The organism is Pseudomonas sp. c313, from assembly GCF_055407145.1.
The window spans coordinates 121,659-138,954 of record NZ_JBUZRD010000001.1 but is presented as its reverse complement, the minus strand read 5'-3'; the positions used below and the strand labels follow the sequence as shown (position 1 = coordinate 138,954).

Here is a 17,296-nt window from a genome sequence, read left to right as displayed (position 1 = left end):
TCGCACCTGCACCTAGAGCGAAGGGGGCCCATCTATAACCGGGCCTTCTTCGTTACACGGAGCTAAGCTGGCTTCATTTCTTGTTGTTTCATTTGAACTTCGGGGAAGTTAAGGTGAAACCAAGTGAAATTCTGATCCGTAACTTCCACGCTTGCCGAACCCTGATGCAAAATCATGATTGACTGAACGATAGCTAAGCCAAGACCGGTGCCACCCTCGCTTCGTGCTCGACTTTTGTCCACCCGGTAAAATCGCTCGAACAAATGCGCGTGGTGTTCCTTGGCGATCCCACGTCCCGGATTGCCAACACTCAATGTGGCGCCGTCAGCACCACGTTGAACCTTCACGTAAACCGTCCGACCACGAGGGCAGTAGCGGATCGCGTTCGAGACCAGGTTCGAGACGGCTCGCTGAATCATTATCTGATTACCATGCACCACGTCTCCACTTCCTGCGATCTGGAGCTGTATCTCACCTTCTTCGGCCGAAATGCTGAACAGATCGCAGACCCGCTGAGTTTCGTCGATTAGAGATACGCTTCCGAACTCTACCATTGACGCTGGGTGGCTGACTTGGGCTAGGAATAGCATGTCGGAAACCATCCGGCTCATGCGATGTAGCTCTTCTGTGCACGACTCTAGGACCTCTCTATACTCAGGGAGGGATCGTTCCCGGGTTAACGCGACCTGAGCTTTACCCATCAGGTTAGACAGTGGTGCCCGCAGTTCGTGAGCAAGGTCGTCAGAGAACTGCGAAAGCTGCTGAACTCCGTCGTCTAAACGCATCAGCATGATGTTAATTCCATCGGCGAGATTCTTAAGTTCTGCCGGCATCCCCTTTGTTGGAAGGCGATGCTCAAGGCTCTCGGTGGAAATCCTTGAGGCGACCTTCAGGAACTTGGTGAGGGGGAGCAGTCCTCTGCGTACAGTCCACCACCCAATTGCCAAGATCAGCATGAGAATAAGAGGCGACACCATTAATGCCCAGGTGAGCAACGCATCAAGAAGGGCATGGTTAGATGACTGGTCCATGGTCATGAATACACTAACTTCGGTTCCATCGCCTAAGCGCATGACTCGTGAGGCGCTCATTAGCGGGCGGCCCGTCGAGTCGCGCCACTCTCGCTGCTCCGCCTGTTCGGTAGGCTGGAATTTGTGCACTTCCATGTTGACTTGCTTCGAGCCTATCGAGAGCAATGGAGTTAGAGTTTGTGTCGATTCGAAGATGCTGACGTAAAGATTGTTATGCCCCATGACCAAGTCAACAAGCTGGTGGGCGTCTGCATTTACACCAGAAATAGCAGTGATTGCGGAAAGGTTGTGAGCCATGCCTGCCATTTTCACTTCGAGGTCGGTTCGGGCGTTTCTCTCAAGAGCTTGGCTCACCATCAGATAACCGAAGGTGGCGAAAAGAAGCAGCAACGCCGCACTCATCATTCCAACTTTGAATCCCACCTTCACAGCGAGGCTGAAAGGCCTCATGTACGCTCCTCCAACACGTATCCGACGCCTCGAAGTGTGTGTATGAGCTTGGTCTCAAATGGATCATCAATTTTTGAGCGCAATCTCCGGATGGCGACATCAATGACGTTAGTATCGCAGTCAAAATTTACGTCCCAGACCAACGAGATTATTTGCGAACGGGCAAGCGCTTCGCCTGTTCTGCTCATTAGTAGGTGCAGGAGAGCAAATTCCTTTGTGGTGAGATCAATGCGTGTCGCTCCTCGGCATACTCTGTGGCGCAAGGAATCCAATTCCAAATCCGCAACTATAAGTGTGCTCTTCTCGACAAGCTCATCGCCACGCCTTTGCAGTGACCGGATGCGAGCAAGCAATTCGGGGAACTCAAAGGGCTTGACGAGATAATCATCTGCACCACCATCCAAGCCCCTAAGCTTGTCATTAATGCGTCCGCGGGCAGTCAGCATGATGATGCGAACCCGGCTAGTTTTTCTGATAGTTTCCAAGAGGTCCCAACCATCGATGCCAGGGAGGTTCACATCTAGGAGTACGAGCGAATAAACAATCGTATTGAACAAGTGAAGAGCATCAACACCATTGTGTACAATGTCTACGACGTACCCGCTTTCGGATAGACCCTGCTGAATATATTCCGCGGTTTTAATCTCGTCTTCCACAACTAGTACGCGCATAACTTATCTCAAGGTGTGAGTAAGGAGTGGGCCGAGCTCTCCCTGATCGTGATTTAAGGCCAGTTTAAAGTTTCTCTGCGTGCTTGGCATGTGGTGATTTCTACCTATATCAATACGCCGTGATCAACTCAGGATGCTCAAATATTAACGCGAAATAGTGGGTTTTGGCGAAAAATTACAAATTTTTAATTTGATCGCAAGGCCACTGAAAGTTGTGGCGATTTAAATTATTGGTGCAGCATAGCTTTGATCAATCAGGTAGTTGAGCACTGCCACGACTGGCGGATGCACCAGACTATTCTGCTCGAGAGCCGCTGGATATTTTTTTGGTCAGTTCCATTGTGATTTGGCATCAATCGATCCGAGTAAAAATTATATTCCTGCTTAACGTGCCAATATTTTAGTTTTGTAACCTTCAGCTGGTGGCATTGTTGCTAACGCAACGTGACAATAAAATAATTTTTAATTGACCTGTCTCTCGACGCTAAGTAATGAGCCAAAATTAATCTAAATTTTTGGTGCTGACGCCTTCAATATTAATCCTACGATTTAATTTTTCTAGGTTGACTAGTGTGGAGGAATTGGAGTGTCCTTATGGAAGTCCGTATTCTCCATTTGAATTGTGCAATGGTGAATGTCGAACGCATGACTTACCGCATTGATTACATCTGCTAGCGCAGCATCTCGATCTACTGAGTCGCGAACTACAACGTGCGACGTCAGTACGTTGCGACCGCTACTTACAGCCCAAACATGTAGATCATGAACGTCTGTGACACCATCGACACGTAGAATCGTCGACTCGATCTCCTTAATGTTGAGGCCGCCAGGAACCCCTTCCATAAGGATTCCCAAACTCTCGCGCATTAGCTGCCAAGTGCGCGGCAGCACCCATACTCCGATCGCTACGGCGACGACCGTATCGATCCAACTCCAACCCGTAAACCGGATTATAAGTGCGGCAATTATCACGCCCAATGACCCAAGCATGTCGCTCCAAACTTCGAGATAGGCTCCCTTGACATTCAGACTTTCATTACTCGCTGAGGAGAGCAAGCGCATCGATATCAGATTTACAACAAGGCCCCCAATAGCGATCCACATCATCGCGCCGGTTGCGATCTCAGAAGGTATTAGGAAGCGTTGATAAGCTTCGTACAAAATGTAAATAGCCACCATGAAGAGCAATAGGGCGTTGAATGTGGATGCTAAAATTTCCAGGCGAGCATAGCCAAAAGTTCGTTTCTGATCTGCTGGCCGCTTGGCTATTTGAAGCGCAATCAACGAAATCATCAGGGCGGCAGTATCTGTAAGCATATGCGACGCGTCGGACAGCAATGCTAAGCTGCCAGTAATCCATGCTCCGATCACTTCAGCAATCATGAAGCTGCCTGTCAAGGCCAGTGCCATGACTAGCTTTTTCTGGTGACCTTCACTTAGCGCTGCAGCGCCATGAGAGTGATTAGATGCCACATACTTCTCCTTCCGTAACGTAGAGGACGCACACTTGCCCTGCTATGGAGCTACGTGTTTCCTAAATATAGCTTAATTAAGTATTCTGTTCGCCGACTTTTAGAAAAAATCATATTTTGGTCAGGTATAGGATAAAATAACGACTTTACGAATGCTGAGTTTTAAGCGCCATGCTAAACGGTGGCTACGTTTCAAGTGGTAGATTGCTACTGATTTTGATCATAAGGCGACTCAGGCGAAATCAAAAGGTCTAGGCGGGATTCTGTCGGGATTGTAATTACGCGGTCATCGTGTCGTTATGAGTGAGTGGCTACACTAAAATTGTCGGAAAACTTTAGGCTCTCACAGAATATTCCTGACTCCCATACGCTACCAGCCAGGATTAGGTATAAATCGCTACGTGCTTTAAATAAAGACTGGGCGTTACGCTGCTATTAAATTCTCAGAGTAAGCGATGGGCACAGTACCGCCCGCGCTATCTAGTTTTTGAAACTGTAATCCAGGGCCTTGGCGATGGCCGAACCCTCAGGCACAAGCTATCTTTGGGAGGTCATCCAGGTATGAAGTGCGTCGGTGATTGGCGTTGCTTTTCCTGCCGTATTCGCTGTCGATCACCCGGTTTCAGCTCACAGACTTCTCGTTCAACTTCGTATAAGGCCGCGATGTAGGGCAGTGCTTTTTCGGCGATCTAGCTCTTGTTGGTCGCATGCAAGTCGAAGAACTTTGCGGGCATAGGCCATGCAGCCGATCTGCGTAACGCCCAGCTCAAAGCCTGCCTTGTAGCCGGCAAAGTCATCGCAGACCAGCTTGCCGTTCCATCCGCCCAAGCAGGCTCGTGCGTGGTAAGCGGTTGGTAACCCACCCAAAGCGAAAACTCTGACGGCAACAATCTAGGCAGGCAGGAGTTCTGACTACTGAGATGCCTGACGGAATGGTAACCGTCCGGCCAAGTCACCTACCGAACTCCAGCATTAAGGGCGATGGTGCCCGCGTATTTTTAAGCGAACGCGATCACCCTTATAGCTAGGATGCCCATGTGCCAACGTAGCTCTTATGCCAACCGTTCAAAGTCCAGGTCGTCCAGAAAGCACAGTGCGGCAAGGTGTGATTGCGGGACGCTTACCGCCGATAAGCGGAAAACCCGAAAATAGTGGTTACGCGGCCATTTTCGGTTAATATTTTCTGAGTGTTTGGCGCACATTTTAAGAAATTCTTGGCGCGGTTAAGAAAATCTAGCCAACGACAGGGAAAAAAATGGGAAATCCAGTGGGTGACACCCATTAGATCAATCCGATGGAGCTACCCACTGGTGCGCCAACAACTGTCCAATTTCACTGGCCCTCTGCGTCGACAACCGCGATAGCCATACGGGTCATGTGCCGTTCATGCGCGCAGACTGAATCAGGCTCATGATTGCCGCAGCCCTTTTTCCGCTACGCAACGACCCTGCGAAGAGCCAGTTTTGCGTCCAAGCGCCATGGCCTAATTTGGTTTTCCGCCCAATTGTTATCTATGGGAACGCTCCCGTCATTGAGTTAGTGCGATAGCGCTGCCCAGCGTTTCAGGCTGTAATCGAGTGCTCTGCTGATGGCCGTAAGCGTTCGGCCAAGTCATCTTCCGAACCTCCACGGCGCTCTCGCATTCAAGCTAATCAAGTGATAAACACCATAAATATCCAATGCCACGGCAAGCAATAGGCGATCAGATGGCGCGATTTTCGATTTATAGCGGATTGATTTTGGTTGGCAACTCGTCGCTGGAGAGTGGAGATCCTCCCATGGGCGTTGCTTTCGGCCAATTCGAGCCAACCACTGGGTATCCTGCTATTCAAAACGAGTGCCGCACAAATCACTTCAACCAGTCCGGTTTGGCCCTTTCAGTAAAAACCGAAGCAGGCTTGGTTATTCCATCTATGGGAGTCGCCATTCTGGATTACGCTGAAGAGCTTCTGCCCGATTGCATCGAGATAAGTATCCTCGGCATTCCCACTGCTTTTTATGAAGAATTTTTTCCTGCCCATGTGATCAAGTACGCGCACCAATTGGCTAGGTGAGCCGCTCCATGGCGAGCAAGATGCGCCGTCTTTAGCAGGAAGGTGTGTTGGCGCTGATTGAAAACTGACCCACCCTGCCGATTGAAAATTGACCCAGGACGGATTGCTGATTTCTGTCCCAGCAATTGTGGATAAGCTTAGCAGCAGTGGGCCGATTCAAGACGCATCAACCCCCACCGCATGTAGGCATGCAGCAGGGTATTTATGGTGCGGATCAAAATGGCTCATCGTCCTCGACATCATCTCCGTCCTTGCGCTTTCGTTCCCGTGACTTGATCTTTGTCTGGGCGGCCAAGGTGCTGTGTTGTAGGCGGTAGGACTCGTTGCCCGTTTCGACGATGTGGCAGTGATGTGTCAGCCGATCCAACAACGCGGTGGTCATCTTGGCGTCGCCAAACACACTCGACCATTCCGAGAAGCTGAGGTTGGTGGTGATGACCACGCTGGTGTGTTCGTACAGTTTGGACAGCAGGTGAAATAACAGGGCACCGCCGCTTTGGCTAAAGGGCAAATATCCCAGCTCATCCAGTATCACCAGGTCTGTGCGAAGCAGTCCCTGGGCGATTCGCCCTGCCTTGCCATCGTACTTCTCACGCTCCAGCAGATTCACCAGATCCACCGTGGAAAAGAAGCGCACGCGTTTGTTGTGGGCCGTGATTCCGGATACAGCCAAGGCACTGGCCAGGTGTGTTTTCCCGGTTCCAGGGCCGCCGATGAACACGACATTCTGCGCCGTTTCAGTGAACGCTAAGCTGGATAGATCGCTGACCAGCCGGGCATCAGCGCTGGAAGCGCTGAAGTCAAAGCCAGCTAAGTCACGGTGCATGGGGAGTTTTGCCATGTTCATCTGATGATTCACCGAGCGCACCGCGCGATCCGCATGTTCCTGCTGAAGCAGATGTTCCAGCAGCCATTTCGATGAAGCCGTCGACGCTGTTCCTTGAGAGACCAGTTCTTCCCAAGCACTGGCCATGCCGTGCAGGCGAAGTTCTTTGAGTTCAGTCATTAGGTCACGCATTGCGATTCTCCTCATCGGTCGCACGGAGCCGGTCGTAGCGTGCTGTATTGGCAACAGGCGCGACCTTGAGTTGCAGGCTGGTTTCTACACTGGGAGGTAGTGCGGTGGAGGTCAGGCGGGCAAGGACATTGAGGATGTGATCGGCGCTCAGACTTCCCGATTCAAGTACCAGCTCCACCGCCACCAGCACAGGTTCGAGCCCCGCAATTGGCACAGCAGCCAGTACCTGCATCATGATTCGATCACCGTTGGTGTGACGCCTCAGTCCTCGTTTGAGAAGCCGTAACGGTTTTGGCAGATCAGCAAATGGCGCACCGTTGCGCAATGCACCAGGCTTGCGTTCGATGAGTGGGATGTAGTGCTGCCAGTCAAAACTGACCTGATCTCGATCAAAGAGGCGCTCGTGACTGGCGATCACCGTTTCGTCGGCAATGACCACGATCCGCGAAGGGTACAAACGGCTACTGACCCACTGGCCGACGCGCTCACATGGCACTGAATAGCGATTTCGCGCCACGCTGATCAGGCAGGTGCTGGAGACCCGCACGGTACGCTCGACGTAGCCATCAAATGCCGTCGGCATTGGCATCATTTCGACCTGCTCCAGCTCTAAGACCTCGGCCACCGTCAGCCCGTTGTACTGCGGATGCACCAGTTCGCTCCAGAGCGACCGGCAACGTTGGCCGAGCCAGACATTCAGTTCCTCGAAGGTGTGAAACATGCAGTTTTGAGCATCGAGCCAGATTCGCCTCCGGCTGTCCTGAACGTTCTTTTCGACGATGCCTTTTTCCCAGCCAGAGGCCACGTTGCAGAAGTCCGGATCGAACAGATAGTGCGCGCACATCACGGAAAACCGGGCGTTGACCGTGCGCCCTTTGCCTTTGTTGACCTTGTCGACAGCCGTTTTCATGTTGTCGTAGATGCCGCGACGCGGCACACCACCCAACGCTCCAAACGAACGGGTGTGGGCATCAAACAGCATCTCGTGGCCTTGGCTGGGGTACGCAACCAACCAGAATGCGCGGCTGGCACACAGCTTCATGTGGGAGACCTGGATACGTCGAAAAAGACCACCGATCAGCAGGCCTTCTTCGCTCCAGTCAAATTGAAAGGCCTCACCGAGCGCAAACGTCAGCGGTACAAAAGCGCGTAAAGACTTGCCTTGCTCGCCTCGCCAAGAGCGCACAAACGCCGTGAGCTGGCTGTAACCGCCGTCATAACCCTCGGCTTTGATCTGCTCAAAAAGTGCTTTGGCGCTCCTGCGGTTGTGTTTTGGCCGGAACGAATCGGCCTTGAGCGCCTGCTCCAGGGTCTCGTGAAAAGGGCTGAGCTTATTGAAGGTTGCGCACCGTTGGTACGCTGGCTGAATGGCTTCGGGCGCTCTGACCCATTTTCGGATGGTGTTTCTCGACAGCCCGGTACGCTTGGCTATCTGATGCAGCGAGAGCTTGTCGCGGAAGTACATCCGCCGGATTTTTCCCAACATTTCCATGCTGATCACCCTGTGTTCTCCTGCTCGAAAAGTGAGCAGAAGCAGTTGAACACCTGGGTCAGTTTTCAGTCGGCAGAAGAGCCTCTACTGGGTCAGTTTTCGGTCAGCGGCAACAGATATGGGCCTCAGCGAGCAACGGATTGTCAGAAGCCGAGAGGATTTTTTCCAGTTGGGAGTAGCGGTCGTTGATTTTTTCGTACTGCGCTTCCGACAGCGAGATTTCCCGCGCGGCGCGAAGCAGAAAATATTCCCAACTGCTGCGCTTGGTCTGTTCGTTGCTCAAAAGCATTTACATAGCCTCCTGGGCCACCGAGCCCAATTGCAGTGTTTGCGTAAACCGATCTTGGTTTTCTTTGTCCCGATCGAAGATCAGGTACGTATGTTGATGCTGCGTTGTGAGCAACGCGCCAAACTCGATGGCCAGTGCCGCAGGAATGGCAGCGAAGACGTGGATAGGATCGGGAGTCAGAGCCTCAAGCTGACTCAGTCGTATTTGGAGTGCGTCGCGAAAGGCATGAATCACCCGACGGTTCTGTACCATCGCGTAGCTTGGTTCAGGGATCGACAGCTCTGCAATACGTGCACCGGGTAGAGCGTCGGTCACGTCGCGAACTGGAACTTGTGCAGAAATGGAGAGCACCAACGCCAGTGGACCATCGCCGTTGGGTGGAGGCGTGAACAGAAAACTGGGCGGCTCAGCACACTGATCGGGCCAGCGCAAAAGATGCTCGCGGTGAAAAGAGAAGATTAAGCGTTTGGAACGATCGCCGATGCTCTGGCCCAACATCATCAAAGCTGGGATATCGGCCAAGCCTACTACTGCTAGCGCGGGCGAGTCGCCATAGGTGCCGCCCCGACGCTTGAGTTGCTGCTCCAGCTCATACTGGATGCTGTCTTTGACGTTCTGCCAATAGGCAGCGTCCCTGCCGCGCGGTCCGGGCGCAGGGAAGGCAATTTTGATGCCTTGATCGAAGGCGGTTAATCCCTCCGCAGACATCGCAGTCAATAGATCGCGAACGGGAATATCGTTGATCGTCTGGAAATGCTGACTCTGAACAATGAGAGGAATCGCTCTGCCACCATCAGGGGTCGTTGCGGCGATTCGGATGCGCTCTAGGTATGCTTGGTGTAAACCACTCAAATCATTTTCAGGATAACCGTCTGCGTCACGATCAATTTTGTCATGACAGCCTGGGCACAGGAGCATCAGGTTAGCAGTATCGTTCGTGTGCGCCTCAGCATCATGATCCGCGCGTCCCCGAGGCCCCTTGGGACTGGCGGGTAGGATATGCGCCACCTCGCCCCATTTCATTGGCTTGCCGGCACGATAGTCGAACGTTAGATCTGTGCCGCACAGTTCGCAATGACCAGCGGTCTGTGTCCATACGATCCGCTTCGTCTCATCATTCGTGTTAAAGCGCCCAATCGCGGGCTTAGCGTCTTCTGGTTCTGCCATTTCGACCTACCCCCGAGAAACATCCATGATTGAAAACGATGATGGCAAGATAAGATCATATTAAGGTCATTTGCCTCAAATTCAAGAGAGATCTGAGTGGTGACCAATGCTGAGCCAACTTCGAGCAGGACGCTTGTTTTGACTCATCGAAACGGAGTGATGGCAGCTTTCGCTTTCTGGAAAATGCTGATGGGTAATGGCGCTGACCAAAGCGTATGTTGCAGCACTTCGGGAGAGGCAGAAAATCGGCCAAAAGCAGACGGCAGTGATTATCACGCTTCAACCGGCTTAGGCATCGCGAGCATAATGAATCGTTCCTACCAAGACCAACTCGTGGAGAATATTATGATCGAAGCTCAGCGCTGGAACGTGAAATGCCAAAATCCTACAGATGGAAGTGGAGACGTCATCGTTGACTTACCTGCCGACCTACTCGTGAGCATGGGACTCAGTATCGGCGATGAATTGACCATTGAAGTGGTCGACGGAGCAATTGTTTTAACTCCTAAGTCGAAGGATCAAACTATCCCCTGAACCATTTCAGGGCTCGAGTTAAATCTCAGGTTAGCACACAGAAATTGGGGCAATCGACGGCGAAGAAAACTCTATTGGGTTAGACAAGAAACTGCGGTGCTACGCTGCAACTGGTCGATTTTTACCTGTCGCCACCCTTAGATACCTGGCTTGGGTTGGCGACCACTTAAACATTGAGAGTTGGATCGATTGATGGTGTTAAATCGTAAGCGCTCCATGAACCCCACATTCAAAGTCACCACCTGATCCCAGACGCGGTGCCCCATATTTCTCTACCTGTGGAACATAAATAGCTCACCTACCATTTTGCTGGCATAAGAATGCCAATGTTTGGCTATTTCAGTGGCACAAAAATGCCAAAATTTGGTTATTTCAATGGCACAAAAATGCCACGGAAATGCAGAAGTAAGCCCTATCTATGCTCATGTGAGCCAGTTTTGACCTGTACCGGGGGTAGGACTATTTTTGTACCGGGGGTAGAATTTTCTGTTTTTACAGGACTTTGGAGGCCCAAAAAACGTACCGAATCTATTACGTGCATGGTGGATTTGGCGGTACAGCAAAGCATATCGAAAGGTCTCGATAGCGTGCGATCCAACCAACCACGATAGGGTCAGGCTTAACGTCGTATCTCTGGCGAACAGTTCCACGGCAGCAGTGCTTCATAGTCCGTCACCGACTGCGCATGTGGTAACTGCTCCAGTACGTGGCGTAGCCACGTATAAGGCTCTTGGCCGTTGACCTTGGCGGTCTCCACCAGACTGTATATCTGAGCACTGGCGGTAGCGCCTTTGGGCGTGTCGCTGAACAGCCACGCCTTACGACCGATAACGAACGGTTTTATCGCCCTTTCGGCCGCATTGTTGTCGATAGGTAAAAAACCGGCTTGTACATAACGCTCCAGCCGGCTCCAGTTGCTGGCCAGATAATTAATGGCCTTACCCAGCACACTTTGTGGCGTGACTTGCGGCTGCGTTTTTTCCAACCAGCCTTTCAACTGAGCCAGGATCGGAACGCTCTTTTGCTGACGGCCGATTAAACGCTGTTCATCATCGCTGTCCTTGAGCTCGCGCTCGATGCCATACAGCTTGTTGATCATTGTTAGGGCGATATCGGCACGTCCCGTCTTGCCCTTCGGCTGCACTTTCTGAGCCTCGACAAACTTGCGGCGCGCATGGGCCATGCAGGCCAGCCGTTCAACCCCCGGTTGCAACGCCAAGGCGTTATAGCCCGCGTAATCATCGGTCATCACATAGCCGCGATAACTTTCCAGCAGACGCAACGGAACCTCCCGCGCACGGCTGGACGTGTACTCGAACAACACGACTTTGCGATCTGGCGGGCCGCTGGCTTGTACCCACATCCAGGATTGGCTGGTCGGGTCTCGACCTGGCTCTTTCAATACTTGAACACGAGTTTCATCGCAGTGGATCACCGGGCTTTCCAGTAATCGGTCGCGCATTAAGTTCAGCAGTGGCTGAAAGTGTTCGCCGCACTGCATCACCCAGCGCGCCAGTGTTTGCCTTGGTATATCGATACCGTGTCGACTTAACACCGTCTCGAAACGATGCAGCGGCAAGCCATCGACGTACTTGGTGGTCAGCAACATGGCCAGAACGCTTGGGCTGGCCATGCTCTTTTCGATTAGTTGAGCCGGTTTGTCGGCGGTGACCGGTGCCGTTTCGCACCCACGGCAACCGTAAACCTTACGGATATGTTTGATGACACGGATCTGCATCGGCACGATATCCAGCTGTTCGCTGATTTCTTCGCTGATCACGTGCTTGCGGCAACCGCAGGCACAGGTCAGTTCATGCTCGGGCAGTTCGTGGATGACCTCGACACGCGGCAGCTCAGCCGACAATACCTTACGTTTTCCTCGGCGCGGCACCGGGGAAACGACTTCCTCTTCAGCATCGCCGATCAATGGCATCGGCTCACTTTCAGGCTCATTGAACAGTGCAAGTTGCGGCGTATTGGGCTGCGCTGTCTGCTCGGACTTACGCCCGAACAAGTGGTCGCGCAACAGCTTGATCTGTCCTTTCAGGTCGACGATGTGAGCCTGATAAGCCTGGGCAACTTCTTCCTGGCGATTGAGTGCCTCAAGCAGCATGTGCTTGAGCAAAACGGGGTCATCAGGAAGATCGTCGGGCAGAGAAATCATGGCCCGGATTATACCGGGTCAGGCTACGTAGCGCGGAGTTAAAACCTGGTGAGGACGGTTGCGCCACAGGTCAAAACCGTCGAGCAGCCAGTTCAGTTCCTGGACGCTCAGAACGATCACTTCATCGCTGAGATCAGGCGATGTTTTGAATCGCTCGAACTCCAAGCGCTTAAGCCAAAGGCAGAAGCCGTTGCGCTCCCAGTACAAAATCTTCACGCGGTTACGGGGCTTGTTGAGAAAAACGAAGAGCACGGGATCGAACACCGCCACTTTTATGTCCAGCTCGACCAGCGCAGCGAGCCCATTAATGGACTTTCTGAAGTCCACGGGCTTGGGGTAGAGATAAACTTTTTCAACTTTGGCGTCGGGTCGCATCATGACGAGCTGGCCTCCTGAGAGAATCGGGAGCACAGCATCCGGCATCAGCTAAGCGCTATGAATGTGGGGTTCATGGAGCGCTTACGTTAAATCCAGTCCGGGATATGACTGACGCCCCTAATATTTTAAGCTTCAATCGACACGAACCTGTTAGATGACCCCGCGGTAAGTGAAGGCGGCTTAATACCCCGCGGGCGAAAAGTGAGAGTACCCACTTACATCGATGTGACCGACACTACTTTCACAAACCTAAATTTTTTTGGCCGTCTTTGTAGCTTCTCGTTCTGCAACTAGTAAGCTCAGCGTATCGGCCTCATGCACCATCTGGTGCGTCTCACCCTCGAATTCGCTCCCCACACGGAGCGTAACTTTCAACCTAGATGTGAAGCCTTTTGAAACCGCCTTTTTCCTCGCTGCCTTCCCCGGTTGCACGATCACGACATCCGTGACTGTGTCCTGAACGTCTGAGTTAATTGCGGGCGTAGAGGGCTCAGAATCACCGAATAGCGCCCCACGCATCTCATCTTCCATCAATTCCGTATTCATACTATTTCTCAGAAGAGTGACTGACAACTGTCGATCAGTAGCGGTCAATCTATCTCCTTAAAAGCCCCCGGCAATCAACTATCGGTGGGGTTTCTACAACGTTAGGAGGCGAGTTTTGAGAATATAATCACTCACAGCAATTTACCCGTTAGCAAACCTACCGGTTCATGCTCGACTCCAAATATAGCTGCAGCATCAAGGAAATGGTTCGAAGCATCACGGGATCGTCTCCGCAGTATTAGCCTCGCCTCCCTCTCGAATTGACCTTTCATGAGCCACTTGGATGTTTCGGCCTTACGTTTGCCTTTCATGGTCAATCTCATTAGGTCTAATCGTTTTTTTAGGGGGGTCTTGGGGTAAAGGTATCACCAAACGCTGGAGCATGGTGATTCACAACGCAAACCGTTCTGCCACTTGAATAAACATCACCTCAACCATTCTAGTTTCGGCAATGACCGCAAGAGTAGCGCTGCCGTACTGATGCATAGCTGCCGGCGGAAAATATCCGAATATATCCTGCTGACTATAATCTATAGTCACCAGGATATATTCAGATAGGTGTGGGAGCACTTAGCATTCAGCGGTAACAGTCAGTCATAAGAAAATTATCAATTAAGACAACTTCGGTCCAGCCACATCAACAGAGTGAAGACCTGAAAAGTTCTGCGGCTGAAACGGTATACCAAAAGGTGTTCCCAAAGCGCAGAAAACATTTAAACCAGTAAAACAAACACAATATTTATTGAAAGTAAGAAGCATATCCACATTATCAAAATTTTGTGAACACGAATAACGCTTTTCTGCATAAAGTCTGGCACAGCACCAATTATCTCTCTAAATATTCCGAGGGTGCGCTTTACGCACGTAAGGATTTCTGATCATATTTACAAGTTTTAGTGCATACAGTCTGAGCAATTCGTGGTCAAGACTCTGGCTTTGAGGAATCAAGCTTCTGAAGAAGAGTTTTCGTTAACCCGGAATTTTCATTGTCATACTTTCTGAATGTATCTTCAAGATGATAATGCCGTCCGTTTCCCAGTACTTTAACGTATTTAAATCCAACCTGGTCAGGTTATCTTAAATTTTTACACCTATTGTAGGCCCGCCTTCAACTTAGAGGATTCACGACACAAAATATTAAAATTAAAAATCCGCTGATTCTTCTTATTTACCAACTTCAACAAAGCTCGTCTAGTTGAAATGCCAATCACCAAAATTAGCAAACTGAATTTAATAATGACTGAAGCCGCCTACATATTAAAAGCCATATAAAATTATGCACGGCCATTTTTATTCAATGAGCGCGCCTTAGCTTCGAGGGTAAGTAAATCATTTGATCATATCCCTTATCTATGGGTATCGCTGAGGTTGGAATAGATTTAATAATTCGCGCCTACACTTCGAATCAAGTATAAAAAATTGATTTCTACCGAATTGCAGCTAAGGGTCCATAGCATGTAGACGCACCTCCGGCATTCGATTGCAAATAGGGCATTCGACCACACCTGCCATATCACGCCTAATAAACTTAGAAATATCTAACGACTCTTTTACGATAACGCTGATCACGTGCAAATATTGCACGCGCAACGCCTCATAACTCATGATTGTACGAGTCAAGTCATTCTCTAGCTTTGAAATTTTCACTTTTAAATTGGCAGCGTGCGAGTCCTTGTCCAGACTATATTTTTTAAGAGAAAGTGTAGATATGGCTTCATCAAGCTCCCCCTGATGCTTCCTGATAGTTTCTCTAGAAACGCTCGCAAAAACGGCTAATTCCTTTTGGCTATATACATATTGTTCCCCACGACTTAGATATTCAGTATTCAATGCATTCAACGACTTATTAAGATACTCACTCAACCGCTTTCCTCTACGCTGCATTTTGAGTCTCCGGCGCTACTTAAGTTGGCGAACCTCCAACAGGCGAGCGGTACTTCTTGCCACGCGGCTGAAATGGACATCTTGATGACCACCTTCCCCACCGTTCGCTTGAATATATTCCCTAATAGTATTAGCATCATCATTGATTTTTTTCAGCTCAATAAATTGACCTTCATTCTCTACATCCACCACCAAACTTTCACAGCAGTCTCCTCGCTCATTGACTGACAAGCAAGAGAGACTATGCCTGCACGTTTTCAGAGCTAAATCTAATGTACATCCCCCATGTGGCATTGGATTGACAATCCGTACTGCGGCTTTGAGGTATTGTTCGGCAGTTTGGCGATCGGTCATGCCCAAAATGTTATAAGTCTCTTGTATTTGCCCAATGGCTTTATCTTGCCGGATGCTTGTCAGCAAATCCTGAACAACTTTGCTTCTATCGATCGCTAACGTCTGATCATATACTCGCGCCTGCGCTAAGCTTTTTCTAGACAAGAGCGCATTAACTTGCAAATCAGTCAGCCCCCCTTGCTTGTAAACAGTATTCAACCAGTGTCGTATATCATGCCATGTGAAAGTGGCAACATTACCAGTTCTAGGATCAATAACATTGTATTTAGAAAAAACTGAATCTAGGCCTTTCGCGGCATCGGCCAGCCAATAACAAAATTGTGCTCGAGATACCATCGTATAATTAGCCAAATCCGTATTGAACGAAGTATGAAAAAAGAAACGGGGTAGAACCATCAGCGCATCCTCAACCTCAAGCACTGCACCAGTACCATCTCGAATAACTGGCTCAATTTGTTTATGAAATTCTCCCTCAAAATTGGAGTCATATGTAAATGGGAACGATTTTTTCAACAACTGATCCGAAAGACACACATCAAAAATCTTCCTCACAATACTAGTCGCTGTTTTGTGATGCCTAAAGCGCATCTGATAAAACTGCTCGAAGCGATTGAATGAAACCGAATGAGGATGCACCAACAATACTTCCCTCCAATTAGGAGTATCAAGCGTCACAGGAAACGAGCGCCAATTCGAATCAAAAGAATAATAGACACCTTCTTTAAGTGCCATTTGCCTGTTAACCTGTCTTTTAAAATGCCTTGCACTAACACCTACATACTTAGCTCCTCCAGTGATACCCAGGCGCCGCTGGACTCCAACAAAATCTATAAATTGATTACGTTTACTAACCCAAACTGCATCAGGCGTAAAGATACTAAAGCTGGTGGTCCACTCGTGACAAAATCTCCTCGCATAGTACTCTGTAGCTTCCGGCGATTTCCAAACCTTATACCAATCGACAGCCGATGATTCTTTTCTTTTGCGCGCTATACGTCTGCCCTCCACTGTTAGGTTCTTCAAGAACTCGACTGCACTTTTAACTGCCGGCAGCAAATCCTGTGGAAACAATCTCAACGTCTGACCTTCGACCTTTTCGGGAAACAGTCTGAGCACCCACGCGCCCTCATGAAATACTAAACAATCAACTGGCAAACTTGCCAGCTCGCCAACACGCCCCCCCATTGCTGAATTCAGTACAATTGCATTTATAAAAAAGCGATCTTTCGGAGCAAGACTTTCGTTCGACGCTAGCCCGAAAAAATCTCTCATCACCTCAATAGGTATGAGTTTATTACGTCTCCCTTCCTCAGTTCCATCCCGACCATGCTCTATAGTGCTGGTTGCGAGCGCCTTATAACTTATTCTAAGACCTAGATTTATTCTCAGCCAAGAACCAAAATTAAATAACTTTTTTTGAAGATTGACGTTGTTCCCCACGGCAATTTCAAAATCACCATTATTCACCTGCATAATACTTTTTGACCCTAAGATTTCGTCCAGTTTTTTGATAGCCCTCATATCTCCAACGGCGGTAGCATCACAGATATTAGATTTCCAGCGCTTATTTAATATGTATGCTTTAGCTACAGCTCTGAGACCAAGATTACTAATGGACGAAAAAAGAACATTTGAATATCGCGCATTACCGGGACGTCTTTTCCAACGCAAAACATTCCATTTGTCAGAAAAAAAATCGATATCATCTTCCAAAATCTGCATCCACCGCGTGCACTTATCGATTAGTTGACTTGGCATACCGATTGCTTTTAATTTCTTTAATAATTCCAAT

At 49.8% G+C, this 17,296-nt stretch carries 14 protein-coding genes and 2 pseudogenes; 2 read left to right on the top strand and 14 right to left on the bottom strand.

All coding sequences use genetic code 11. From position 1 onward, the window contains the following. Window positions 1-62: 62 nt before the first annotated feature. From ACZRKZ_RS00710 to ACZRKZ_RS00690, 5 genes and pseudogenes are all read right to left on the bottom strand, one after another. Window positions 63-1,481 (bottom strand): heavy metal sensor histidine kinase, encoded by a 1,419-nt coding sequence (locus tag ACZRKZ_RS00710; protein ID WP_017736209.1) that lies wholly within the window; start codon window positions 1,479-1,481, stop codon window positions 63-65. After that, a complete protein-coding gene (locus tag ACZRKZ_RS00705; RefSeq protein WP_017736210.1) occupies window positions 1,478-2,152 on the bottom strand; it encodes a heavy metal response regulator transcription factor in 675 nt (224 codons plus the stop codon). The genes ACZRKZ_RS00710 and ACZRKZ_RS00705 overlap by 4 nt, the downstream gene beginning before the upstream one ends. A 567-nt stretch (window positions 2,153-2,719) precedes the next feature. After that, window positions 2,720-3,625: a cation diffusion facilitator family transporter gene (locus ACZRKZ_RS00700; protein ID WP_026136732.1), complete on the bottom strand. Its 906-nt coding sequence runs from the start codon at window positions 3,623-3,625 to the stop codon at window positions 2,720-2,722. Window positions 3,626-4,266: 641 nt separating this feature from the next. Then, entirely contained in the window at window positions 4,267-4,491 is a 225-nt protein-coding gene (locus ACZRKZ_RS00695; protein ID WP_153326449.1) for an IS66 family transposase, read from the bottom strand. 419 nt (window positions 4,492-4,910) lie between these two features. After that, window positions 4,911-5,220, bottom strand: a pseudogene (locus tag ACZRKZ_RS00690) (IS66 family transposase); the annotation flags it as partial. Window positions 5,221-5,402: 182 nt separating this feature from the next. On the opposite strand from ACZRKZ_RS00690, the gene ACZRKZ_RS00685 reads away from it, so the two are divergent. Beyond that, the gene (locus tag ACZRKZ_RS00685; protein ID WP_017736212.1) at window positions 5,403-5,678 is read left to right on the top strand and encodes a hypothetical protein; all 276 of its coding nucleotides are present in this window, start codon (window positions 5,403-5,405) and stop codon (window positions 5,676-5,678) included. Window positions 5,679-5,892: 214 nt separating this feature from the next. Here ACZRKZ_RS00685 and istB read toward each other — a convergent pair whose 3' ends face one another. The 4 genes from istB to ACZRKZ_RS00665 all read right to left on the bottom strand — a co-directional run bounded on the left by istB (window position 5,893) and on the right by ACZRKZ_RS00665 (window position 9,644). Further along, window positions 5,893-6,696, bottom strand: coding sequence for an IS21-like element ISPsy20 family helper ATPase IstB (istB, locus tag ACZRKZ_RS00680; protein WP_029241171.1), 804 nt, complete (start codon window positions 6,694-6,696; stop codon window positions 5,893-5,895). Next, entirely contained in the window at window positions 6,689-8,188 is a 1,500-nt protein-coding gene (istA, locus tag ACZRKZ_RS00675; protein WP_102619021.1) for an IS21 family transposase, read from the bottom strand. The genes istB and istA overlap by 8 nt, the downstream gene beginning before the upstream one ends. Window positions 8,189-8,291: 103 nt before the next feature. Continuing rightward, window positions 8,292-8,477 carry a hypothetical protein gene (locus ACZRKZ_RS00670; protein WP_017734288.1) on the bottom strand — a complete coding sequence of 62 codons (186 nt, stop codon included), beginning with the start codon at window positions 8,475-8,477 and terminating at the stop codon, window positions 8,292-8,294. Continuing rightward, the gene (locus ACZRKZ_RS00665; protein WP_017734289.1) at window positions 8,478-9,644 is read right to left on the bottom strand and encodes an SAVED domain-containing protein; all 1,167 of its coding nucleotides are present in this window, start codon (window positions 9,642-9,644) and stop codon (window positions 8,478-8,480) included. A gap of 159 nt (window positions 9,645-9,803) precedes the next feature. Here ACZRKZ_RS00665 and ACZRKZ_RS00660 point away from each other — a divergent pair, with 159 nt between their 5' ends. After that, window positions 9,804-10,178, top strand: a complete 375-nt coding sequence (locus tag ACZRKZ_RS00660; RefSeq protein ID WP_017734290.1) for an AbrB/MazE/SpoVT family DNA-binding domain-containing protein — start codon at window positions 9,804-9,806, stop codon at window positions 10,176-10,178. A 619-nt stretch (window positions 10,179-10,797) separates the two neighbouring features. Here ACZRKZ_RS00660 and tnpC read toward each other — a convergent pair. The 5 genes and pseudogenes from tnpC to ACZRKZ_RS00635 all read right to left on the bottom strand — a co-directional run bounded on the left by tnpC (window position 10,798) and on the right by ACZRKZ_RS00635 (window position 17,295). Further along, window positions 10,798-12,342 carry an IS66 family transposase gene (gene tnpC, locus ACZRKZ_RS00655; protein WP_257780978.1) on the bottom strand — a complete coding sequence of 515 codons (1,545 nt, stop codon included), beginning with the start codon at window positions 12,340-12,342 and terminating at the stop codon, window positions 10,798-10,800. An 18-nt stretch (window positions 12,343-12,360) separates the two neighbouring features. After that, window positions 12,361-12,720 (bottom strand): IS66 family insertion sequence element accessory protein TnpB, encoded by a 360-nt coding sequence (gene tnpB, locus ACZRKZ_RS00650; RefSeq protein WP_224794378.1) that lies wholly within the window; start codon window positions 12,718-12,720, stop codon window positions 12,361-12,363. Between the two features lie 215 nt (window positions 12,721-12,935). Next, a pseudogene (locus ACZRKZ_RS00645) lies at window positions 12,936-13,266 on the bottom strand (hypothetical protein). Between the two features lie 1,440 nt (window positions 13,267-14,706). Beyond that, window positions 14,707-15,150, bottom strand: coding sequence for a hypothetical protein (locus ACZRKZ_RS00640; protein WP_017734294.1), 444 nt, complete (start codon window positions 15,148-15,150; stop codon window positions 14,707-14,709). A gap of 15 nt (window positions 15,151-15,165) precedes the next feature. Then, the gene (locus tag ACZRKZ_RS00635; RefSeq protein WP_146013197.1) at window positions 15,166-17,295 is read right to left on the bottom strand and encodes a hypothetical protein; all 2,130 of its coding nucleotides are present in this window, start codon (window positions 17,293-17,295) and stop codon (window positions 15,166-15,168) included. Between the last annotated feature and the right edge of the window lies 1 nt (window position 17,296).